The organism is Pseudomonas sp. AC355 (assembly GCF_979258205.1).
Window position 1 is genome coordinate 3,238,409 of sequence record NZ_OZ409843.1, and the last position, 21,708, is coordinate 3,260,116.

Here is a 21,708-nt window from a genome sequence, read left to right on the forward strand (position 1 = left end):
TTTATTATTGTCGAGTACGGCTGTCATGTTGATCGGGTGCAGCGAATCTCAGTGTTGCGTCGTCCTCCAAGCCGCCACGAAGGCCTTGCCGTTTTCGCCCACTTCAGCAGCGCTCATGCCTGGCTTGTACAGCGCCGAACCGAGTCCAAAGCCGCTGGCACCCGCGTCCACGTAGGCCGCCATGCCGGCAGGCGTGATACCGCCGACCGGCAGCAAGGCGGTATCCCGCGAGAACACCGCGCGCCATGCCTTGACGATCGACGGGTTGAACTGCTCGGCGGGAAACAGCTTGAGTACTTGGGCGCCGGCTTCTAGCGCGGCAAAACCTTCACTGGGCGTGGCCACCCCAGGCGAGCTGAACAGCCCGGCGCGGCGTGTGGCGCGAATCACCTCAGGGTTGCAATTGGGCGACACGATCAGCCGGCCACCGGCCTGCGCCACCTCCTCGACCTGCCCGGTACTGAGCACGGTGCCGGCCCCGATCAGCGCGCGATCACCCAGTTCAGCGGCCAGCAAGCCGATGCTCTTCAAGGGTTGCGGCGAGTTGAGCGGAATCTCGATCAAGCGGAAGCCGGCCTCATATAGCGCTAGGCCGACCGGCACGATCTCCTCGGGCTTAACGCCACGCAGGATGGCGATCAGTGGCAATTGCTGCAGATAGGAATCAGACATGCAGAGCACTCCTCGAAACGACGGTGGGCGTTGCGGTGACAAGCGCGGCGGCGCAGGCCAGGTGCCAGAGCCCTGCGACCCCGGCGTTTTCCAGAGTACGCACAGAGTCGATGCCAAAGCGGGCCAGGGCCAGGCGATAGCGCTCGCACAAATGCGCATCGCCAATCAGTACCAGCGGCGGACAGGCACCGCCCTCAAGGCCGGCGAGCACGCTGCGCAGTTCCTCACCAATCAGCAGCCCAGAGAGGTAATCCAGGCTCTCACCTGCGGTCAGGCGTTCGGTCAGCAACAGGCTGCGGGTGCTGAACAGGCGCCCGGAAACGCCTTCGGCGGCACTCTGCCGGGCGGCGTCAAGGCCACGAAAGAATGCCTCATCGCTGCGCTCGCTACCCTGCTCACGGGCCGGGCGGCCAAGAATCGAATGATCACGCAAGACCGCGAACAGCTCGCCGGTCATATGGGTGGTGAAGTGGCTGATCGCGCCGTCGCGTACCGTCACCCATTTGCTGTGGGTGCCAGGCAACACCAGCAAGGCATTCTCACGCAGTTCCGGGGCCAGTTGCAGGGCGCCGAACACCTGGGTTTCCTCACCACGAATCACGTTGGGCAGTGCGCTGGCATCGAGCACACCGGGCAGCAGATGCAGCGTGCCGCAGGCGGTATCCAGCGCCAACAGCCCATCGACCAGATCACTCGCAGTGGCCGGGCAGCGTGCATAGGGAACCTCGCGCCAGCCCTGGCGGCTGCCAATCATGCCGCACGCCAGCGCAGGCAGGCCAGGCCATTGGCGGTACCAATCACCTACCAGTTCTTCATAGGCGCGGGCGAAGTCGCCATCCGGCGTGTGCTGGATGCCCCAGGGCCGGCTTTGCGTGGCCAGCACCCGGCCGCTCTCACCGAGCAGATAGGCGCGTAGCGACGAGGTGCCCCAGTCGAGGGCGATCAGCGTCGGCGTGAGGCGTTCGGTCATGAGGCACTCCAGCCCAGTTCTCGGGAAATGGCGACGGCACAGGCGATCACGTCCGGGCGCAACTCGTGCAAGCGCGCTTCGGGCATGTAAGGAATGGCACTGGCGACACTCAGCGCGGCGACGATCTGCCCGCTGGCATCGCGCACTGGCGCAGCGACACAACGCACGCCCAGCTCGTTCTCTTCCAGATCAAAGCTGAAGCCACCTTCGGCATAGCGGCTCATGAGCCCACGGAAATCGTCCCAGGGAGTGAATTCTTCACGCAGACCAGACTGCCCGGCGCGACGCTGCAGGCCCTGTTCATAGAACTCAAGCCATTGCGCTTCAGGCAGATCGAGCATCAGTGACTTGCCGATGCCAGTCAGCGCCAGCGGCATGCGCAGACCAATCCGCGAGCGCATTTCCAGGCCGCGGCTACTCGGCAGTTTCTCGATGTAGAGCACATCGCCGTCGTCTCGAATACCCAAGTGCACAGTGTCCTGTGTAAGGCGTGCCAGCGCTTCGAGATGGGGCCGCGCAACGTTTGCCAACGGCATTTGCGCACGGGCCTTGTAGCCCAGCTCGATGAGCTTGGGGCCGAGCTGATAGCCACCGGCACTGCCACCGATGGCACGCAGGTAACCGGCCTGTACCAAGGCGGCGATCAGACGATGGGTTGTACTACGCGTGCAGCCGATAGTCGCGCCGATGTCGACCAGGCTACTGGCGCCTTGGGCAACGGCGTCGATTACTGCCAGGCCTCTGAACAGCGCCTGGGCACCCGTAGGTGCTTGATTGTTGTTTTTATCGGGCATGGGGCTCTCCTGGCGATGGACTCTAATAGGCTTTTTCGCAATTCTCAATATGCGAAACAAACTCCCATATTATAGGAATTAACTGCGCGCACGGTATTTCGCGTGGCCAGCCTGTGCGCGCCCTGTCTAAACTGGCAGCTTCTTCCCGCTACATGGATCTGCAACATGAGCACTGCCGACGAACACGACGACGAAACCTTCACCGAGCACACCCTGGTTCAGGCCATCGAGAATCAGTTGGAATCCGGCGAGCCGGCCTTCACTCAGTCTGTACTGAACAAGCTGACGCTGGTGGGCTACGAGCGCGAAGAGATCGTGCAGATGATGGCCATGGTGCTCGCCCACGAAGTGGACGCCATGCTGCGCGAGGATCGTCCCTTCGATGCCGAAGGTTACGAGCAGGCGCTACGTGCACTGCCGACGCTGCCCGAGGAAAACTGAGCCAGCAATGACCGCGAAGCCACCTTCTCCGCCGCGCAGCTCGCTGGTAAGGTGCTTCAATAGCCCACGTGGATTAGCTACGGATGCGCCATTCCACCTCTATCCGCTTCTGCCTTGCGCTGCTGCTGGTTGCAGCGAACAGTTCGGTGCGGAGCCAGGAAACCCTGCGCATCGGCGCCGAAGACGACTGGTATCCCTACACCGCGTACCGTGACGGCAAGATTCAGGGCATGTCAGTGGATATCGTCGAAGCGGCCTTCGGCGCCAGCGACATTCCCATCGAACTGGTGCCATACCCCTATTCGCGCTGCATGCAGATGGCTCACGACGGCCAACTGGCAGCATGCTTCAACACCTCGCCGGACAAGCGCATCGACAGTGACTTCCTGATCCCACGCGAGCCATTATTCAGTGATGACATCCTGCTCTGGGCACCACGCAATAGCGCACCCGACGAAAAGCTCGAGCATCTGGACGGACGCAAGGTTGCCGTGACCATCGGCTACGAGTACGGCCCACGCCTGGATGACGATCCGCAGGTCATCCGCGTGCCGGTGCGCCGCGACCTCAGCGGTTTTCTGATGCTGCAACATGGCCGTGTCGACTTCGTCGCCGCCTACCGCGGCACTGCACAGGCGCTGTTTCGCGAAAACCCGGAGCTGCAAGGGCAGTTCGTGGCGGTGGCGACCCTGCATCGCCCCAAGCTGTACCTGAGTTTCTCGCGTCACCAACCCAACGCGGCGGAGCTGGTCAAGCGCTTCGAGCAGGGCATGCGCACCATCCATGACAATGGCCGTTATCAACAGATTCTCGATCGATGGCAACACGCCCCGGCGAACTGACGCCAGCTTGACTACACTTGCTCTGCGGGGCGCCAGACACCCCCGGAGCCCACGGCAGACGCCGTGTACGACAACAACAGGCAGGAGTCACCATGGCATTTACCGCCGAACTGGTCGCCGAACTGGAAATCCTTTTGCTGTTCAATCTGGACAACGGTCAGGAGGGATTGAAGATCCACCATACTGCAGCACCCTCTGCCGTCGCCGCTGCCGGGCGCCTGCACGAGAAGGGGCTAATCAGCCTCAGCGATGGCGGCTACCTGACCCGCCTGGGTCACGAGGCAGCCGAGCATGCGCAAAGCCTGCGGGCCATTCTCACCGCGCCACAACCCGCCTGATCGCTGACCAACGCCTGCTGCCCTGATGGCGGCAGGCACCTCTCCGCATAACGTTTCGACCAAGTACTCAGCATCTATCAGGGCGACTGCTCAGCCCTTCGCAACACAGCTTGCGCTGAAACGGAAACACACCCTAGTCTTGCTCACCATTCGGCCGAGCCTGAGCATGAAGCGCCACCCGCCCCTACGCCCAGATATTGACGACGGCATTGACCGCAAGGTGCTCACCCAGTTGCGCGCACGCTTCATGCGCATCAATCACGGGCGCCAAGAGCGGGCCATGCAGGCATTATCGAGTCGCCAGCAGCGGGTGCTCACACTTCTGCCACTGCTGTTTCACGTCAATCATCCGCTGCTGCCCGGTTACGTCTCCGCACAGACACCTGCCGGCCTCAGCGGCTTCGAGCCCAGCGCCGAGCTGCTCGCCGAGGCACAGCGCCTGACTCGCTCCTTCGTCTACAAACCAGCCCACGGCCCAGCGCCCACGCCAATCCATGGCCTGTTCCTGATGGGCAGCCTCGGTACCGTGGCACAGGCCGAGCAGAGCGACATGGATCTGTGGCTCTGCCATGCCAGCGACCTTACCGCCGCTGCCCGTGACGAGCTGCGCCGCAAATGCGACCTGCTGCAAACCTGGGCCGCCAGCCAAGGCACCGAGGCGCATTTCTTCCTGATCGATCCGCAGCGTTTTCGTGCTGGAGAACGCGAGGCGCGACTCACGTCAGACGACTGCGGCACCACTCAACACTTTCTGCTGCTCGACGAGTTCTACCGAACGGCGATCTGGCTGGGTGGCCGCACACCGCTCTGGTGGCTTGTGCCTACCATCGACGAACACCGCTACGAGCTATTTACCGCAACCCTGCTGAGCAAGCGTTTCATCCGCGCCGAGGAAGTACTCGACCTCGGTCACCTGGCCCATGTGCCTTCCGGGGAATTCATCGGCGCGGGCATGTGGCAGCTCTTCAAGGGCATCGAGTCGCCTTATAAGTCGGCGCTCAAGTTACTGCTCACAGAGGTCTACGCCAGCGAGCACCCACGGGTGGAATGCCTGTCGCTACGCTTCAAGCAGTCGGTATACGACGGCCAACTGGATCTTGACGAGCTCGACCCTTACGTCCTGATCTACCGTCGGCTGGAGGAGTACCTCAAGGCTCGCAGCGAGCCCGAGCGCCTTGAACTAATGCGTCGCTGCCTGTACCTGAAGGTCAACAAAAAGGTCAGCAAACCGCCGCGTAGCCGCGCCAAGAGCTGGCAGCGCCTGTTGCTGGAACGCCTGACCGCCGAGTGGGGTTGGGGCGAACGCCAATTGGTAATGCTCGACAGCCGCAGCCAATGGAAAGTCCGCCAGGTAAGCGCCGAACGCCGAGCACTGGTCAACGAACTCAATTACAGCTACCGCTTTCTATCCTTATTCGCACGCAACCATGCCGGTGCTGCAGCACCTGATACCCGTGAACTGGCGGTGCTCGGCCGGCGTCTGTATGCCGCGTTCGAGCGGCGGGCCGGCAAGGTGGAGTTCATCAACCCGGGTATCGCTCCGGATCTGGGCGAAGACACCCTGACCCTGGTGTACTGCCCCGCGCCGAAGGGCAGCCACTGGGCGCTCTTCAACGGCAGCCTTGGCGCTCAAGAATGGCTGGACTTCGCACCACTGCGACAAGCCCGTAGCCTGATCGAACTGCTTGCCTGGGGCCACCGCAACGGCGTCATCGACAGCGGCACGCACCTGTCATTGCACCCAAACGACAGCGACCTCAGCGAATTCGAACTCAGCAACCTCCTCACCAGCCTGGCGCAGACACTGCCCATGCCGCTGGACAGCGTGCCGGAAAGCGCCCTGCTGCGCGCGCGCCAGCCTAGAGAAGTGCTATTGCTGATCAACGTCGGCGTCGACCCGCTAAAACAGCACAGTCAGATGAATGTGCACATGACCAGCGAGCGCACGGATCCGCTGGGTTACTCCGGCGTGCGTGAGAACCTGGTGTTGACCCTTGATCTGATCACCCTCAACAGCTGGAACGAGCTCTTGGTGGAGCGCTACGAAGGCCCCAATGCCCTGCTCGACTGCATCGCCGGCCTGCTCAACACGCTGCCTGCCAATGGCGATCGCCCCACCCTCCATGTGCGCTGTTTCTGCCGCAATCGCGCGGTGACCATCGCCGAGCGTGTAGAGGATCTGCTGCGCGAGCTGATCGCCAGCGTCGACAGCGGCGAGCGACAGCGCTATCTGCTGCAAATCACCCGGCGTTATCACCTGCTCGAATTGACGCCTGGCCAGGTTCGTCACATCACACTGGACGACCTGCCAGCGCTGCTCGAACACCTGGCCCAGGATCGTCTTGAGTACACCCCCCTAAGGCTCGACCGTAACGCCCTAGAAGGCGAGGATCTGGCGCTGATCCTCAGCGCGGGGCGACCCGCCTGCATTCAAGTTTTCTATCGTCTGTACGAAGCGGGTACCCAGGCGCAAATCAATGTGCTAGACGAGCATGGCGCGGTGTGGCGCACTCAGGCAACCTTCCATGACGAAGCCAGCCTGCTGGCCCCCCTGCAGCGTTTTCTGCAGTCGCTGCTGTACCGGCGCAACGCCACGCTCGCCCTGGAAAACCCACAGGCACCGCTAGAGATCATCTATCAGCAGTTGCAGCCCGCCGCACCACTGCGAGCCCAACGCCTCGAGCCGCGACCCGCGCCACTGACACAAGTGAGCCAGCCGTTTTACGACGTGCAGGCAATCGTCGAACCCGGCAGCGGCCAGCGCGCCTACATCAGCCTGTACTGCAACCACCGGGAATTCTCCGAACTCGAATACGGCGACAACCTGTTCAGCGCCGTCGCCCGGCATATCCTTGCCCTGCGCAGCGAGGCAGAGCGCTACCCCTGCTACATCACCGACCTGGATCTTTCCGCTCTGCTGGGCGACCGGCAGCCGTCGGTGGTGCACTACTTGCGCTACAAAGCCAGCCTGGAAGAGGCGCTGAACAATGCCCTGCGTGCTCTCTAACGCAGATCGGCGTCAGCCACCAGCCAGCGGTGCGGCGCCTGTTCGAGCGCAGCATTGATCTTCAGGAGTGTGGAGCGGCCTGCGAACCGATAGAGCTGGGACTTGCGCCCGCCTGAGCAGATTCCCGGGTCGCGGCGCTCGACCCGGGCTACGGAGCACTGACTCGTTACGAGTCAGGCCGCCTTAACGGACGTATTCGCCTGCCGCTTCCGGCTGATACTCCACCGCCAGCAGGGTCAGTTTGAGTTGCTTACCACCCGGCGCCGGCCAATCGATATGCTGGCCAACGCTCAGGCCCAGCAAGGCCGTGCCAACCGGCGCAAGGATCGAGACTTTGCCTTCGCCGCCTGCGTCCTGCGGGTAAACCAGGGTCAGGTGATAGTCCTTGCCGCTGCCTTCTTCGCGACAATGTACGCGCGAATTCATGGTCACCACGCCCGCTGGCACCTGGTCATGGCTGACCACCTCAGCCCGATCCAATTCGGCCTGCAAAGCTTCGGCAGCCGGGCCGATATCATCGAGGCTGTCGAGCAATTGCTCCAAACGCTGCAGATCGAGGCGGGTAATGGTGATGGACGTTGTGCTGGCCATGGTGCGTGCATATCTCCTTTGCAGGACGCTAAAAAAGCAAAACCCCATCGAGACGACGGGGTTTTGCACAGATTGAGCCGACCGTAACACAGCCACCCAAATAAACAAGAGCAGGCTCAGCTGGCCCCAAGGCGCTCTTTGGCCAGCGCTCGGATAACGCGCCGGCGCCCCTCATCGGCATAGCCCCACTCGAGAATTTCCGCCATCAGACGCCCACATCCCAGACACCTGTCAACTGCGTTCAAGCAGCAGCGCCGCACACAAGGAGACGCAATGGGCGAATCAGCCAAAGAACGATCAGCAGCAACGATTTCAGATTTCATCGAAATCAAGATTAGCGCCTGATTGTTCAGCAACGATGCGATCAAGCATCTCGCTCAAGAGCTCGTCACTGGTGTCGCATATCCAACGCTGGTTGTCCTCTTCGTAATCGAAGTGGAAGCCACCAGAGCGGGCCGCCAACCAGAGCTGACGCAGCGCAGGCTGACGGCTGAAAATCAGCTGCGAGCCATTTTCGAAGCGCACCGTCAGCACGCCAGCGGAGTTTTCCAGATCGAGATCCAGATCGCTGTCGTCGAAGATGTCTTCCACCGCCTGCTGCACGGCATCGACCAGGTCGTGGAAACGGGCTTCGGTCAAACTCATTGCACTTACCTCAAGAAAGATTCAGCAACATCGTACGCAAAAGAAACAACTGGCGCGCGTCAGTGTGCCAAGACAAAGCCCCGCCGGACGGGAGCCCCACTGCATAGGCAACATGCCGGGGGGTCGGTATACTCCGGGGCAATTATGCTTTATTACAAGGATTTGACCATGAAGCGGCTGTTCACTGCCCTCATCGCGCTCGTCGCCGTCACCACCCTGCTCAGTGGCTGTGGCCAGAAAGGCCCACTGTACCTGCCGGATGATACCCAGTCCGCACCTGCGCAAGACAGATAAGGACAGCTCATGAACACCTTCGAATACCGCGACGGCTCGCTGTTCGCGGAAGGTGTGGCGTTGTCCGCCGTTGCCCAGCGCTTCGGCACGCCTACCTATGTCTACTCTCGCGCTCACATCGAGGCGCAGTACCGCGCCTACGCCGATGCGCTGGCCGGCACGCCACACTTGGTGTGTTTCGCCGTCAAGGCCAACTCCAACCTCGGCGTGCTGAACGTTCTGGCGCGCCTGGGCGCGGGCTTCGACATCGTCTCGCGCGGTGAGCTGGAACGCGTTCTGGCCGCTGGCGGCACTGCCGACAAGATCGTCTTCTCCGGCGTCGGCAAGAGCCGTGACGATATGCGCCGTGCTCTGGAAGTGGGCGTGCACTGTTTCAACGTCGAGTCCACCGACGAGCTGGAGCGCCTGCAGCAGGTCGCAGCCGAGCTCGGCAAGACCGCGGCGGTCTCCCTGCGCGTCAACCCGGACGTGGACGCGGGCACTCACCCGTACATATCCACCGGCCTGAAAGAAAACAAGTTCGGTATCGCCATCGCCGATGCCGAGGCGGTTTACGCCCGCGCTGCCGCCCTGCCCAACCTGGTGGTGGTCGGCGTCGATTGCCATATCGGTTCGCAGCTGACCAGTCTGCCGCCATTTCTCGATGCGCTCGACCGCCTGCTGGTGCTGGTCGACCGCCTTGCCGAGCAGGGTATCCACCTTCGTCATATCGACCTGGGCGGCGGCCTCGGCGTGCAATACCGCGATGAGCAACCACCACTGGCCGGTGACTACATCCAGGCGGTGCGCCAGCGCATCGAAGGCCGCGATCTGGCACTGGTGTTCGAGCCGGGTCGCTTCATCGTCGCCAACGCCGGCGTGCTGCTGACCCGCGTGGAATACCTCAAGCATACCGAGCACAAGGATTTCGCCATCGTCGATGCGGCGATGAACGACCTGATCCGCCCGGCCCTGTATCAGGCCTGGATGGACGTGGTGCCGGTACAGCCGCGCGAAGGCGCCAGCCGTCAGTACGATATCGTTGGGCCGATCTGCGAAACCGGTGATTTCCTCGCCAAGGAACGCGACCTGACGCTGGCCGAAGGTGACCTGCTGGCCGTGCGCTCGGCGGGTGCCTATGGCTTCGTGATGAGCTCCAACTACAACACCCGCGGGCGCGCCGCCGAGGTGATGGTGGATGGCGAGCAGGTCTTCGAGGTGCGTCGGCGAGAAACTCTGGACGAACTCTTCGCGGGCGAAAGCCGCCTGCCGGAGTGATGCCGATGTTATTGCGATTTACCAAGATGCATGGCCTGGGTAACGACTTCATGGTTCTCGACCTGGTCAGCCAGCATGCCCATATCCAGCCCAAGCACGCCAAGCAGTGGGGCGATCGCCACACCGGCGTCGGCTTCGATCAGTTGCTGCTGGTCGAACCGCCGCAGCATCCGGACGTGGATTTCCGTTACCGCATCTTCAATTCCGACGGCAGCGAAGTGGAACAGTGCGGCAACGGCGCGCGCTGTTTCGCCCGCTTCGTACTGGACAAGCGCCTGACGGTGAAGAAAACCATCCGTGTGGAAACCAAGGGCGGCATCATCGAGCTGCAGGTTCGCGCTGACGGCCTGATCACCGTGGACATGGGGGCGCCGCGCCTGGTGCCCGAGCAGATCCCCTTCCAGGCCGACGCCGAAGCCCTGAGCTACGCCGTCGAGGTTGAAGGCAAAGCACACGAGCTGGCGGCAGTCTCCATGGGCAACCCCCATGCCGTGCTGCGTGTCGATGATGTCGACAGCGCGCCAGTGCACGAACTGGGGCCAAAGCTGGAGCATCACCCGCGTTTTCCACAGCGGGTAAACGTCGGTTTCCTGCAGGTTGTCGATCGCCAGCGCGGCCGCTTGCGCGTCTGGGAACGCGGCGCCGGGGAAACCCAGGCCTGTGGTACCGGGGCCTGCGCCGCAGCCGTCGCCGCGATCCGCCAGGGCTGGATGGACTCGCCCGTGCAACTGGAACTGCCAGGCGGCAAGCTGACCATCGAGTGGGCAGGCCCTGGCCAGCCGGTTATGATGACCGGCCCCACCGTGCGCGTGTACGAAGGACAGGTTCGCCTATGACAGACCAGCAGGATTCGCCCAAACCCCTGGACTCGGCAACCGTCGCCGCCTACCTGCGCCTGCACCCCGAGTTCTTCATCGACCACGATGAACTGATCCCTGAACTGCGTATTCCGCACCAGCGCGGCGATACCGTGTCGCTGGTCGAGCGTCAGGTCAAACTGCTACGCGAACGCAATATCGAGATGCGCCAGCGTCTGTCGCACCTGATGGACGTGGCCCGCGACAACGACCGGCTGTTCGACAAGACGCGCCGCCTGATACTCGATCTGATGGACGCCAGCAGCCTCGAAGAAGTGGTCAGTTGCGTCGAGGACAGCCTGCGCCGTGAGTTCCAGGTGCCCTTCGTGGGGTTGATCCTGTTCAGTGACACACCGCTGCCGGTCGGCCGCAGCGTCAGCAGCGCGGAGGCCCATCAGGCCATCGGTGGCCTGCTGGCGGGCGGCAAGACCATCTGCGGTGTGCTGCGCGAGCACGAGTTGAACTTTCTGTTCGGCGAGGCCGGCGCGGACGTCGGCTCGGCGGCCGTGGTTGGCCTGTCGTATCAGGGCCTGCATGGCGTGCTGGCAATCGGCAGTGCCGATTCGCAGCATTACAAGAGCTCTCTGGGCACGCTGTTTCTAGGCTATATCGCCGAAGTCCTGTCGCGAGTGTTGCCACGGTTCTCCACACCGCTGCGTTCGGTCAGGTAATACCCAGACATTCGGAGCACTCGAAGGTCGGGCGTAAGCCTCACGCCTGAGCACTCGATGGGTTAAGTCGCGCGCGAATGTCTGAAGACACCAAGGGCTTGTACCAGGCGCCGCTAACCCATCCAACGGAGTTTTTAGCGTGAAGCTTGCCGCCGACCTTGAGGCCTATCTCGAACACTTGCGTAGCGAGCGCCAGGTGTCTGTCCATACCCTGGATGGCTACCGCCGCGACCTCAACAAGCTGCTTGCCTACTGCGAGAAGGAACAACTCGCCGATTGGGGCGCCCTCGATACCTCACGTCTGCGTCGCCAGGTGGCTCGCCTGCACATGGAAGGCCAGTCGGCACGCAGCCTCGCGCGCCTGCTTTCGGCCACTCGTGGCCTGTATCGCTATCTGATCCGTGAAAACCATTGCCGCCACGACCCCGCCAGCGGCCTGACACCGCCCAAGGGCGAGCGCAGGCTGCCAAAGGTGCTGGATGTGGATCGCGCCAGCCAATTGCTCGATGGCGCTCAGGAAGACGACCTCATCGCCCGCCGCGATCACGCCATGCTCGAACTGTTCTATTCCTCGGGGCTGCGCCTGTCGGAGCTAGTCGCGCTCGACCTCGACGGCCTCGACCTGCCTGCTGGCCTGGTGCGAGTGGTCGGCAAGGGCAACAAGGTGCGTGAGCTGCCGGTCGGCAGCAAGGCCCGTGAAGCCCTGGAGCAATGGCTGCCACTGCGTGCCCTGGCCAACCCGGCGGATGGCGCGGTATTCATCAGCCGTCAGGGGCGACGCATCGGCGCCCGCGCCGTGCAGTTGCGAGTGCGCCAGGCGGGCATCAGCGAACTCGGTCAGCACATTCATCCGCACATGCTGCGTCACTCCTTCGCCAGTCATATGCTCGAATCCTCTCAGGATCTGCGCGCGGTGCAAGAGCTACTGGGGCATGCCGACATCGCCACCACGCAGATCTACACCCATCTGGACTTCCAGCACCTGAGCAAGGTCTACGACAGTGCTCATCCACGGGCCAAACGCCGCAAGGAACAGGACTCATGAGTATCCGCCTGGTCACCTTCGACCTCGACGACACCCTGTGGGACAACCGCCCGGTGATTTTGGGCGCCGAGACCGCTATGCGTGACTGGATCAGCGCCCACGCACCGCGCCTGGCAAGCCAGCCGGTGGATTACCTGGGGCAGACCCGCGGCCGCCTGCTGGAGGCCGAACCCAGCCTGAAATATCGCCTTAGCGAGCTACGCCGCCGAACCCTGCGTCACGCCCTGGAAGGCGTTGGTCATGCTCCTGACGAAGCCCAACACCTGGCCGAAGGCGCCTTCCAGGCCATGCTCGAGGCACGGCATGCGATCACCTTCTTTGCCGATACGGTTACCACACTAGAGCAGTTGGCCAACCAGTATCATCTCGGGGTAATCACCAACGGCAACGCCGACGTACGCCGCCTGGGCTTGGCCGACTACTTCAGCTTTATCCTCTGCGCCGAAGAGTTGGGCGTCGGCAAACCTGACCCCAAGCCGTTCCAGGAGGCGCTCAGCCGCTCCGGCATGCAGGCCGAACAGGCCGTGCATATTGGTGATCATCCCGGCGACGATATCGCCGGCGCACGCGCAGCGGGCTGGCGCGCGGTATGGTTCAACCCGGAAGGCAAAGCCTGGGCTGGTGACGACGAGGCCGACGCACAGATCCACAGCCTCAGCGAGCTGCCAGCATTGCTGCAGCGCTGGGCGTAGCGCCCCACCGCCACTGCATTTTCGAACCCCTAAAACGCAAAAGCCCACCTTCTCAGGCGGGCTTTTGCGTGTGCAACCGGCTTTGCCTCAGATGGGGCGACTGCCGTATTTGCTGTCTGGCTTCTTGGGCGGATCGGACACCACATTGGGCTCCACCTCCTGCACCCTGCCGCCACGCGACAAGAACTCGTCCATGGCGCGAGCCAGGGCATCACGCTCCTTCTGCTTGGCTTCGACACTCGGCAGCTCTTCTACCTCTACCGCCTTCTTGGCCTTGCCCTTGGCAGGCGCTGCGCTGCTGGATTCGCTTTCGTCATCGCCATCATCGCTATCCGCGGCCGCCAGCTCCTCACCGTCGTCCTCGTCAGCACCTTCCAGCTCGTCTTGTTCCAGTTCTTCGTCGCTCATGTTCAGCCTCATGACTTGCGAAAAGCAGGTTAGTTATAGCCCAGTCGTCCGTCATTGCCGAACACCTGGAAAAAATTCAATTTGCCGTACCTTGCAAGGTCGCCAGCACTCGACGCGCACCACCCTGCTCACGGTGCTCGCCGAGATAAATCCCCTGCCAGGTACCCAGCGCCAGACGCCCATGACTCACGGGGATCTGCAACTGAACACCCAACAGGCTCGACTTGAAGTGCGCCGGTAGATCATCCGGGCCTTCGTCGCAGTGCTCGTAGCCCACCGCGTCCTCAGGGACGAGACGGCGAAAAAAGCGCTCGAAGTCGCGGCGTACCGCCGGGTCGGCATTCTCGTTGACAGTCAGAGACGCCGACGTGTGCTGCAGCCACAGGTGTAACAGACCCACCCTATAGCTCGCCAGTTCCGGTAACGCATCCTGCAATTCATCGGTTACGAGGTGAAAGCCTCGCGCCCGTGGACGCAGGGTGATCAGCCGTTGCTGCCACATGTTCGTCGTCCTCTTTTCAACGGGCGCATTCTAGCGCGCCGCAGAAAAAAACAAAGGGCGCCTGAGCGCCCTTTGCGATTGTTCGACCATCATTTTTCGTGATGAGGTGCTGGAAGGTCGAAACCTTCCGGCCCTGACGATTAGATCACTACTTGTTGGTGAACTCGGGATAGGCTTCCATCCCGCACTCGACCAGGTCGACACCGTCGTATTCCTCCTCCTCGGATACCCGCAGGCCAACCGTTGCCTTGATGATGCCCCAGACGATCAGGCTGGCAATGAACACCCAGGCGAAGATGCTGCCAATACCCAACAGTTGTGCGCCAAGGCTGGCGTCGCCATTAGTCAGGCAGACAGCCAGAGTGCCCCAGATACCGGCAGCGCCGTGTACGGAGATGGCACCGACCGGATCGTCGATCTTGATCTTGTCGAAGCCAAGGATGGCGAACACCACCAGCACGCCACCGACACCACCAATCAGCGTGGCCTGCAGTGCGGTCGGCGTCAGCGGCTCCGCGGTGATCGATACCAAACCAGCCAGAGCGCCGTTGATGGCCATGGTCAGGTCAGCCTTGCCGAACAGGATGCGTGCCACAATCAGTGCGGCGATCAGGCCACCGGCAGCGGCCATGTTGGTGTTGACGAACACCTGAGCCACGGCGTTGGCGTCCTCGATGGTGCTCATCTTCAGCTGCGAGCCACCGTTGAAGCCGAACCAGCCCATCCACAGGATGAACATGCCCAACGCTGCCAATGGCAGGTTGGATCCCGGAATGGCATTTATCTGCCCATTGGCGCCGTATTTACCCTTGCGCGCACCGAGCAGGATCACCCCGGCCAGCGCAGCTGCAGCGCCAGCCATGTGCACGACACTGGAGCCGGCGAAATCGAGGAAACCGGCTGCATCGAGGAAACCACCGCCCCATTTCCAGAAGCCCTGAACCGGATAGATGATGGCGGTCATGACCACTGCGAAGGCGATGAACGCCCACAGCTTCATGCGCTCAGCTACGGCGCCAGACACGATGGACATACAGGTAGCGGCGAACACGACCTGGAAGAAGAAGTCAGAACGTGCGGCATAATAAGGGACGTCTTCGCCACCAGCCAGCACGGACTCGACGCTGTTCTCGTCGCCGATCAGAAAGCCGAAGCTCGGCAGGATGCCGCCTTCAGGGCTGGAATACATGATGAAGTAGCCGATCAGCAGATACATGACGCAGGCAATGGCGAACAGGGCCACGTTCTTGGTCAGGATTTCGGTGGTGTTCTTGGCACGCACCAGGCCAGCTTCGAGCATGGCGAAACCAGCGGCCATCCACATCACCAGGGCGCCGCAAATCAGAAAGTAGAAAGTATCGAAACCGTACTGCAAAGCAGTCAGTGCTGTGTTGTCCATTTTTCACCTCTAGCCGTCGCGCTTGTCTGTGCGCTGTTCGGTCGAGGCGCCCGGGTTGGCTCCGGGCGCACTCCGTGTGCTTTGGGCCCGCCACACGCGGCGAGCCCCTGAGACTTACAGGATGTAACCGCGCTCGTTGTGCTGAGCCAGGTCGAGGCCGACCGACTCTTCTTCTTCGGTGACACGCAGCCCCATGACCACATCGATGACCTTGAGGATCACGAAGGTGACGATGGCGGTGTAGATCACGGTGAAGGCAACGCCTTTGAACTGGATCCACAGCTGCAGGCCGATGTTCTCGACTTCGCCGAAACCGCCCAGGGCAGGCGCTGCGAAGATACCGGTCAGCAGTGCACCGACGATGCCGCCCACGCCATGTACGCCGAAGACGTCCAGGGAGTCGTCGTAACCCAGTTTGCGCTTGAGGCTGGTGGCACAGAAGAAGCAGATCACGCCGGAAGCCAGACCGATGATCATCGCGCCCATCGGGCCGACGGTGCCGGCAGCAGGGGTGATGGCGACCAGGCCTGCAACCACACCAGAGGCAATGCCCAGAGCGCTAGGTTTGCCGTGGGCGACCCACTCGGCGAACATCCAGCTCAGTGCAGCGGCGGCGGTGGCGATCTGGGTAACCAGCATGGCCATACCCGCGGTCTGGTCAGCGGCAGCAGCGGAGCCAGCGTTGAAGCCGAACCAGCCGACCCACAGCATCGCAGCACCGATCAGGGTATAGCCCAGGTTGTGCGGCGCCATGGCTACGCTCGGGAAGCCCTTACGCTTGCCCAGCACGATGCACGCCACCAGACCGGCGATACCGGCGTTGATGTGCACAACGGTGCCGCCAGCGAAGTCCAGCACGCCCCAGTCCCACATCAGGGCACCGTCGCCACCCCAGACCATGTGCGCGATTGGCGCATAGACGAGGGTGAACCAAACGGTCATGAACACCAGCATCGCCGAGAACTTCATGCGCTCGGCGAAGGCACCGACGATCAGTGCAGGGGTGATGATGGCGAAGGTCATCTGGAAGGTGACGAATACGCTTTCCGGGAAGGCCGCGGTCAGCGATTCTTTGGTCAGGTTGCCGAGGAACATGTTGCCCAAACCGCCCACGAAGGAGCTGAAGTTGGTCACGCCGGCTTCCATCCCGGTGGTGTCGAACGCCAGGCTGTAGCCGTAGGCGAACCACAGGAGGCTCATCAACGCGGTGATGGCGAAGCACTGCATCATGACCGACAGAACGTTCTTGGAACGCACCATACCTGCATAGAACAGCGCCAAGCCGGGAATGGTCATGAACAGCACCAGGGCAGTGGCGGTCAGCATCCAGGCGGTGTCACCGGAATTCAGCGTCGCTTCCTGCGCCATGGCCATGCCGGGGAAAAACAGGGACGAAAGGGCTCCGAGCCCTGCGACTTTTCGCAGAGTCATGATTTAACTCCTGGGACGATTTTGGGGGTGGGGGCGGAGCTTAGATCGCGTCGGTATCGGTTTCGCCGGTACGGATGCGGATCGCCTGTTCCAGGTTTACAACGAAAATCTTGCCGTCACCGATCTTGCCGGTGTTGGCAGCTTTGGTAATGGCTTCGATGACACGATCCAACTGATCGTCGGCGATGGCCACGTCGATCTTCACCTTGGGCAGGAAATCGACGACATATTCGGCACCGCGGTACAGCTCGGTGTGACCCTTCTGACGGCCGAAGCCTTTCACTTCGGTCACGGTGATGCCTTGCACCCCGATTTCCGACAGCGACTCGCGGACGTCGTCCAGCTTGAACGGCTTGATGATGGCAGTGACTAGTTTCATGAAACTCTCTCCCGTGTAAGGTGGACTTGCCCCAGGAATTTTTACCCCGCTGCAAGTCTAAGCTCAGTGTCTGGCTTTTGTATGCATCGGTTGCCAAGACAGGCTGATCCGATACCACCAACTGCTCCCGGCGAAACATTCCCCGCCCGCACGATACAACCGAACCGCATCGGTGCATGGGTCAGTAGCGACTAAGCAGAAAGCTTGCCAATAACGGCAAAGCGCCTCCTTATCAGGATGTTACGGGCATACAGAGGTTTGCCTGGAAACATCCCGAGCGGATGACGCACCAGAACAGCGCCACACCACCCCTCGACACGCACAGAGTTGGTGCACCCACCTCAGGCAGCCCCCAAAAATGCCGTGCTACACTGCCGACACTCGTTTTCGGAAGGTTCTTATGCTGCCACCCAAAGCTCTGCTCGACGCCCTTAGCAGCCAGGCCACGCGCCTGCTCAGCGGCGATACTCCCTTGCCACGCAGCGAAATCGAGAGCCAGCTCAAGGCTCTATTGCAGAGCACATTCAGCAAGCTGGATCTAGTCAGCCGCGAAGAATTCGATAGCCAAATGGTAGTGCTGGCTCGCACTCGTGCACGCCTTGAAGCTCTGGAAGCCAAGGTCGCGGAAATCGAGTCGCGCAACACGACAGCACAGCAAACATCGGCCGAGTAACGTACGCGGTAAATAAGTAGTACCTGTTGAAGCTTCAGTGCGCTCGCACAGCAGCGCCAGCAGCCCCAAAGATCAAGGAGTGATCGATGTCATTGGCCGTAGTCCACAGCCGCGCCCAAGTCGGCGTAGACGCCCCCGCTGTTACCGTCGAAGCCCATTTGGCCAACGGCCTGCCATCACTTGCGCTGGTCGGTTTGCCGGAAGCGGCCGTCAAGGAAAGTAAGGATCGCGTGCGCAGTGCCATCCTCAACTGCGCACTGGATTTCCCGCCACGCCGTATCACGCTGAACCTGGCCCCGGCTGATTTACCGAAGGACGGAGGCCGTTTCGACCTGGCCATTGCCTTGGGTATTCTGGCGGCCAGCGGACAATTGCCAGCAGACTCCCTGACCCCACTCGAATGCCTTGGCGAACTGGCGTTATCTGGCGCCATCCGCCCAGTACAAGGCGTGCTGCCTGCGGCCCTGGCGGCCCGGGGAGCCGGGCGCACCCTTGTGGTGCCCAAGGAAAACGCCGAAGAGGCCAGCCTTGCATCCGGGCTGACGGTGCTGGCGGCAGGGCATCTTCTGGAGCTGGTCGCGCACCTGAACGGCCAGACGCCATTGGCCGCTTATCAGGCGCAGGGCCTGCTACGCCACACTCAACCTTATCCAGACCTAGCCGAAGTGCAAGGGCAAACCGCTGCCAAGCGTGCCCTTCTGGTGGCCGCTGCCGGGGGCCACAATCTGCTACTGAGCGGGCCACCCGGCACGGGCAAAACGCTACTGGCGAGCCGCCTACCCGGCTTGCTACCACCACTGACAGAGGAAGAGGCCCTACAGGTTGCAGCGATTCGCTCGGTGGCCAGCCACACCCCTTTACAGAGCTGGCCACAACGACCATTTAGACACCCTCATCACAGCGCATCGGGGCCGGCATTGGTGGGTGGCGGCAGTCGTCCTCAACCCGGAGAAATCACCCTCGCCCACCACGGTGTGCTTTTTTTGGATGAACTGCCGGAATTCGACAGACGCGTCCTTGAAGTGCTTAGAGAGCCACTCGAAAGCGGCCAGATCGTGATAGCCCGAGCTCGCGACAAAGTCAGCTTCCCCGCCCGCTTCCAGCTCGTCGCTGCCATGAATCCCTGCCCGTGTGGTTTCCTGGGCGACCCCAGCGGGCGCTGCCGCTGCAGCCCGGAACAGATTCAGCGCTACCGCGGCAAACTGTCTGGCCCACTACTCGACCGTATCGACTTGCATATCACCGTTGCGCGGGAAAGCACTGCGCTCAGCACACCGCCGGACAGTGGTGAAAGCAGCGCAACGGCGGCTGCCTGGGTCGCTACAGCGCGGGATATCCAACTGCAGCGCCAGGGCATGGCCAATGCCTTTCTCGACCTGCCAGGGCTGCGTGAGCACTGCGCACTGAGTGACATCGATCGGCAGTGGTTAGAGCACGCCTGCGAACGCCTGACCTTATCGCTGCGCTCGGCTCATCGTGTGCTCAAGGTCGCACGCACGCTGGCAGATCTGCAGGCGCAAAAGGCGATCAGCCGCCAGCACCTGGCAGAGGCCCTGCAGTACCGCACCAACCTGTGAAACACGCAGAAATAAGCTGAACGAATCCACATGCAAACCTATCGATAGCTGGCACATTCAAGAAACCGTCTATCGCGGTGGTACAATGCCCGGCCTTCCGCCTTTGGCGGCCATCCGATAAACCGAGTCGATTCTCCATCCGCCCGTCAGCCGATCTGGCCTATGCTCGATCAGGTAGGCGCGTACGTCATGGACTGACTCTGAACAAGGAGAGCTAGCTCGATGGAGGCACCACAGTCTTCCCGCTCCACCCTCAACCCGCCGGTCTTTTTCGGCTCTACGTTCCTGATCGCCTGCCTGGTGATCTACAGCACCGTGTTCAAGGACAATGCACAGAGCGTATTCAGCGCTACTCAGGCGTGGATCATCGAAAACGCCAGCTGGGTCTACATCCTCTCCGTTGCGCTGATTTTGCTCTTCGTGGTGTTTCTCGCGGTGAGTCGCTATGGCGATATCAAGCTAGGCCCTGACCACAGCGAGCCCGAATACAACAACACCACCTGGTTCTCCATGCTGTTCTGCGCCGGCATGGGCATCGGCCTGATGTTCTTCGGTGTCGCTGAGCCGGTGATGCACTTCATCGCACCACCGGTGGGCGACCCACAGACCGTCCAGGCAGCCAAGGAGGCAATGAAGCTAACCTTCTTCCACTGGGGTCTGCATGCCTGGGCAATCTATGCCGTCGTCGCACTGATCCTGGCGTACTTCGCCTACCGGCATAATTTGCCGCTGACCCTGCGTTCGGCGCTTTACCCGCTGATTGGTGACCGTATCTATGGCCCGATCGGACATGCGGTGGACATTTTCGCGGTGATCGGCACCGTTCTCGGCGTGGCGACTTCGCTGGGTTATGGCGTGCTACAGATCAACACAGGCCTCAACCACCTGTACGGTTTACCGACCACCACGACCGTGCAGATTGGCCTGCTGATTGGCACCATGGGGTTGGCGACCCTCTCTGTAGTGAGCGGGCTGGACAAGGGTATCCGTCGTCTCTCCGAGATGAACATGATCCTCGCCGTTATCCTGCTGTTGTTCGTGCTGGTACTCGGCCCCACCGTGTTCATTTTGCAGACATTCGTGCAGAACACTGGCGCCTACCTCTCGGAGATCGTCAGCAAGACCTTCAACCTCTATGCGTACGAGCCTACAGACTGGATCGGTGGCTGGACACTGTTCTACTGGGGCTGGTGGCTGTCCTGGTCACCGTTCGTGGGCCTGTTCATCGCACGTATTTCCCGCGGTCGCACGATTCGCCAGTTCATCAGCGGCGTGTTGGTCGTACCCGCCGGTTTCACCCTGCTGTGGATGACCGTATTCGGCGACACGGCGATTCATATGATCATGGTCGACGGGTTCACCGACCTTGCCCTAGCAGTCGACAAGGACAGCTCACTAGCACTGTTCGCCTTCCTCGAACACTTCCCGCTGTCGATGATCCTGTCGCAGATAGCGATCATCATGGTCGTGGTGTTCTTCGTCACCTCGGCGGACTCGGGTGCCATGGTGGTGGATATGCTAGCCTCGGGCGGCCAGGATCGGACACCGGTCTGGCAGCGCATCTTCTGGGCAGTGCTGATGGGCGTAGTAGCCGCTTCGCTGCTGCTGGCCGATGGCCTCAAGGCCCTGCAGACCGCGACCATCGCCAGCGCCCTGCCCTTCGTGATTGCGCTGCTGGCTTCCATGTGGGGTCTACTGCGAGCCCTGCGACTGGATGCCGCCAAGCGTGGCCTGCGTGATCAGGTCTCGCTCAGCTCGCGCGGCAGCACCAGCCCTGGAGGCTGGCAACGTCGCCTGCGTAGCATGGTCATGTTGCCGCGCCGCGCCCACGTAAACCGCTTCATCGTCGATACCGTTCTGCCCGCCTGTGAGCAGGTGGCAGAGGAGCTGCGCAAGCAAGGTCGAGAATCCAAAGTGGAAAGCGGTGAAGATGGCCGCGTAACGCTATCGGTCAGCCACGGCACCGAGACGGATTTCGAGTATCAAGTGCGCCCACGCGCTTTGATCCAGCCAAGCTTCGTGATGCGCGATACCAGCGATGACAGCAACGAAGAGCGCAAGTACTTCCGCGCCGAAGTTCACCTCAACGAGGGCGGCCAGGATTACGACGTGATGGGCTGGAACCGCGAAGAAGTGATTGGCGATATCCTCGACCAGTACGAGCGTCACATGCACTTCCTGCATCTGACTCGCTGACGCGTCGCGCAAGACAAAACGCCCGGG

At 61.8% G+C, this 21,708-nt stretch carries 24 protein-coding genes; 13 read left to right on the forward strand and 11 right to left on the reverse strand.

Features of this window, described 5'->3' with window-relative positions; translation table 11 throughout:
- Nucleotides 1–48 precede the first annotated feature (48 nt).
- From ACZ0AI_RS15340 to ACZ0AI_RS15350, 3 genes are read right to left on the reverse strand one after another with little or no spacing between them, the layout of a single operon-like run.
- Complete coding sequence (locus ACZ0AI_RS15340; protein WP_463562608.1) at nucleotides 49–672, reverse strand: 2-dehydro-3-deoxy-6-phosphogalactonate aldolase; 624 nt, start codon at nucleotides 670–672, stop codon at nucleotides 49–51.
- The gene (locus tag ACZ0AI_RS15345) at nucleotides 665–1,642 is read right to left on the reverse strand and encodes a 2-dehydro-3-deoxygalactonokinase (RefSeq protein ID WP_463562609.1); all 978 of its coding nucleotides are present in this window, start codon (nucleotides 1,640–1,642) and stop codon (nucleotides 665–667) included. The genes ACZ0AI_RS15340 and ACZ0AI_RS15345 overlap by 8 nt, the downstream gene beginning before the upstream one ends.
- On the reverse strand, nucleotides 1,639–2,436 hold the full coding sequence (locus tag ACZ0AI_RS15350; protein ID WP_463562610.1) for an IclR family transcriptional regulator: 798 nt from the start codon (nucleotides 2,434–2,436) through the stop codon (nucleotides 1,639–1,641). The genes ACZ0AI_RS15345 and ACZ0AI_RS15350 overlap by 4 nt, the downstream gene beginning before the upstream one ends.
- A gap of 165 nt (nucleotides 2,437–2,601) precedes the next feature.
- Here ACZ0AI_RS15350 and ACZ0AI_RS15355 point away from each other — a divergent pair, with 165 nt between their 5' ends.
- The 4 genes from ACZ0AI_RS15355 (at nucleotide 2,602) to ACZ0AI_RS15370 (ending at nucleotide 7,064) form a co-directional block, all read left to right on the forward strand.
- A complete protein-coding gene (locus tag ACZ0AI_RS15355) occupies nucleotides 2,602–2,877 on the forward strand; it encodes a hypothetical protein (protein WP_463562611.1) in 276 nt (91 codons plus the stop codon).
- Between the two features lie 83 nt (nucleotides 2,878–2,960).
- Nucleotides 2,961–3,719 carry a substrate-binding periplasmic protein gene (locus ACZ0AI_RS15360; protein WP_463562612.1) on the forward strand — a complete coding sequence of 253 codons (759 nt, stop codon included), beginning with the start codon at nucleotides 2,961–2,963 and terminating at the stop codon, nucleotides 3,717–3,719.
- 92 nt (nucleotides 3,720–3,811) lie between these two features.
- Complete coding sequence (locus ACZ0AI_RS15365) at nucleotides 3,812–4,057, forward strand: TIGR02647 family protein (protein ID WP_225837605.1); 246 nt, start codon at nucleotides 3,812–3,814, stop codon at nucleotides 4,055–4,057.
- Nucleotides 4,058–4,223: 166 nt separating this feature from the next.
- Complete coding sequence (locus ACZ0AI_RS15370) at nucleotides 4,224–7,064, forward strand: class I adenylate cyclase (RefSeq protein ID WP_463562613.1); 2,841 nt, start codon at nucleotides 4,224–4,226, stop codon at nucleotides 7,062–7,064.
- A 183-nt stretch (nucleotides 7,065–7,247) separates the two neighbouring features.
- Here ACZ0AI_RS15370 and rnk read toward each other — a convergent pair whose 3' ends face one another.
- From rnk to cyaY, 3 genes are all read right to left on the reverse strand, one after another.
- A complete protein-coding gene (gene rnk / locus ACZ0AI_RS15375; protein WP_463562614.1) occupies nucleotides 7,248–7,655 on the reverse strand; it encodes a nucleoside diphosphate kinase regulator in 408 nt (135 codons plus the stop codon).
- A 116-nt stretch (nucleotides 7,656–7,771) separates the two neighbouring features.
- Nucleotides 7,772–7,978, reverse strand: a complete 207-nt coding sequence (locus ACZ0AI_RS15380; protein WP_463565948.1) for a DUF1289 domain-containing protein — start codon at nucleotides 7,976–7,978, stop codon at nucleotides 7,772–7,774.
- A complete protein-coding gene (gene cyaY, locus ACZ0AI_RS15385; protein ID WP_225837598.1) occupies nucleotides 7,968–8,300 on the reverse strand; it encodes an iron donor protein CyaY in 333 nt (110 codons plus the stop codon). The genes ACZ0AI_RS15380 and cyaY overlap by 11 nt, the downstream gene beginning before the upstream one ends.
- 168 nt (nucleotides 8,301–8,468) lie before the next feature.
- Here cyaY and lptM point away from each other — a divergent pair, with 168 nt between their 5' ends.
- The 6 genes from lptM (at nucleotide 8,469) to ACZ0AI_RS15415 (ending at nucleotide 13,116) form a co-directional block, all read left to right on the forward strand.
- Complete coding sequence (lptM, locus tag ACZ0AI_RS15390) at nucleotides 8,469–8,594, forward strand: LPS translocon maturation chaperone LptM (protein WP_082045717.1); 126 nt, start codon at nucleotides 8,469–8,471, stop codon at nucleotides 8,592–8,594.
- Between the two features lie 9 nt (nucleotides 8,595–8,603).
- On the forward strand, nucleotides 8,604–9,851 hold the full coding sequence (gene lysA / locus ACZ0AI_RS15395; RefSeq protein ID WP_463562615.1) for a diaminopimelate decarboxylase: 1,248 nt from the start codon (nucleotides 8,604–8,606) through the stop codon (nucleotides 9,849–9,851).
- Between the two features lie 5 nt (nucleotides 9,852–9,856).
- Nucleotides 9,857–10,687 carry a diaminopimelate epimerase gene (dapF, locus tag ACZ0AI_RS15400; protein WP_463562616.1) on the forward strand — a complete coding sequence of 277 codons (831 nt, stop codon included), beginning with the start codon at nucleotides 9,857–9,859 and terminating at the stop codon, nucleotides 10,685–10,687.
- Entirely contained in the window at nucleotides 10,684–11,379 is a 696-nt protein-coding gene (locus tag ACZ0AI_RS15405) for a DUF484 family protein (protein ID WP_463562617.1), read from the forward strand. The genes dapF and ACZ0AI_RS15405 overlap by 4 nt, the downstream gene beginning before the upstream one ends.
- A gap of 139 nt (nucleotides 11,380–11,518) precedes the next feature.
- The gene (gene xerC, locus ACZ0AI_RS15410; RefSeq protein WP_463562618.1) at nucleotides 11,519–12,424 is read left to right on the forward strand and encodes a tyrosine recombinase XerC; all 906 of its coding nucleotides are present in this window, start codon (nucleotides 11,519–11,521) and stop codon (nucleotides 12,422–12,424) included.
- Nucleotides 12,421–13,116, forward strand: a complete 696-nt coding sequence (locus tag ACZ0AI_RS15415) for an HAD family hydrolase (protein WP_463562619.1) — start codon at nucleotides 12,421–12,423, stop codon at nucleotides 13,114–13,116. Before xerC ends, ACZ0AI_RS15415 begins: the two co-directional genes overlap by 4 nt.
- An 87-nt stretch (nucleotides 13,117–13,203) precedes the next feature.
- On the opposite strand, the gene sutA is transcribed toward ACZ0AI_RS15415, so the two are convergent.
- The 5 genes from sutA to glnK all read right to left on the reverse strand — a co-directional run bounded on the left by sutA (nucleotide 13,204) and on the right by glnK (nucleotide 17,235).
- Nucleotides 13,204–13,524: a transcriptional regulator SutA gene (sutA, locus tag ACZ0AI_RS15420; RefSeq protein WP_463562620.1), complete on the reverse strand. Its 321-nt coding sequence runs from the start codon at nucleotides 13,522–13,524 to the stop codon at nucleotides 13,204–13,206.
- 76 nt (nucleotides 13,525–13,600) lie between these two features.
- Nucleotides 13,601–14,026, reverse strand: a complete 426-nt coding sequence (locus ACZ0AI_RS15425; RefSeq protein ID WP_463562621.1) for a secondary thiamine-phosphate synthase enzyme YjbQ — start codon at nucleotides 14,024–14,026, stop codon at nucleotides 13,601–13,603.
- Between the two features lie 148 nt (nucleotides 14,027–14,174).
- The gene (locus tag ACZ0AI_RS15430; RefSeq protein WP_463562622.1) at nucleotides 14,175–15,425 is read right to left on the reverse strand and encodes an ammonium transporter; all 1,251 of its coding nucleotides are present in this window, start codon (nucleotides 15,423–15,425) and stop codon (nucleotides 14,175–14,177) included.
- 114 nt (nucleotides 15,426–15,539) lie between these two features.
- A complete protein-coding gene (locus ACZ0AI_RS15435) occupies nucleotides 15,540–16,856 on the reverse strand; it encodes an ammonium transporter (protein ID WP_463562623.1) in 1,317 nt (438 codons plus the stop codon).
- 40 nt (nucleotides 16,857–16,896) lie between these two features.
- The gene (gene glnK / locus ACZ0AI_RS15440; protein WP_003096476.1) at nucleotides 16,897–17,235 is read right to left on the reverse strand and encodes a P-II family nitrogen regulator; all 339 of its coding nucleotides are present in this window, start codon (nucleotides 17,233–17,235) and stop codon (nucleotides 16,897–16,899) included.
- 400 nt (nucleotides 17,236–17,635) lie between these two features.
- Here glnK and ACZ0AI_RS15445 point away from each other — a divergent pair, with 400 nt between their 5' ends.
- From ACZ0AI_RS15445 to ACZ0AI_RS15455, 3 genes are all read left to right on the forward strand, one after another.
- Complete coding sequence (locus tag ACZ0AI_RS15445; RefSeq protein ID WP_463562624.1) at nucleotides 17,636–17,908, forward strand: accessory factor UbiK family protein; 273 nt, start codon at nucleotides 17,636–17,638, stop codon at nucleotides 17,906–17,908.
- An 86-nt stretch (nucleotides 17,909–17,994) separates the two neighbouring features.
- A complete protein-coding gene (locus ACZ0AI_RS15450) occupies nucleotides 17,995–19,485 on the forward strand; it encodes a YifB family Mg chelatase-like AAA ATPase (protein WP_463562625.1) in 1,491 nt (496 codons plus the stop codon).
- A 222-nt stretch (nucleotides 19,486–19,707) separates the two neighbouring features.
- A complete protein-coding gene (locus tag ACZ0AI_RS15455; RefSeq protein WP_463562626.1) occupies nucleotides 19,708–21,681 on the forward strand; it encodes a BCCT family transporter in 1,974 nt (657 codons plus the stop codon).
- The last annotated feature ends 27 nt before the right edge of the window (nucleotides 21,682–21,708 follow it).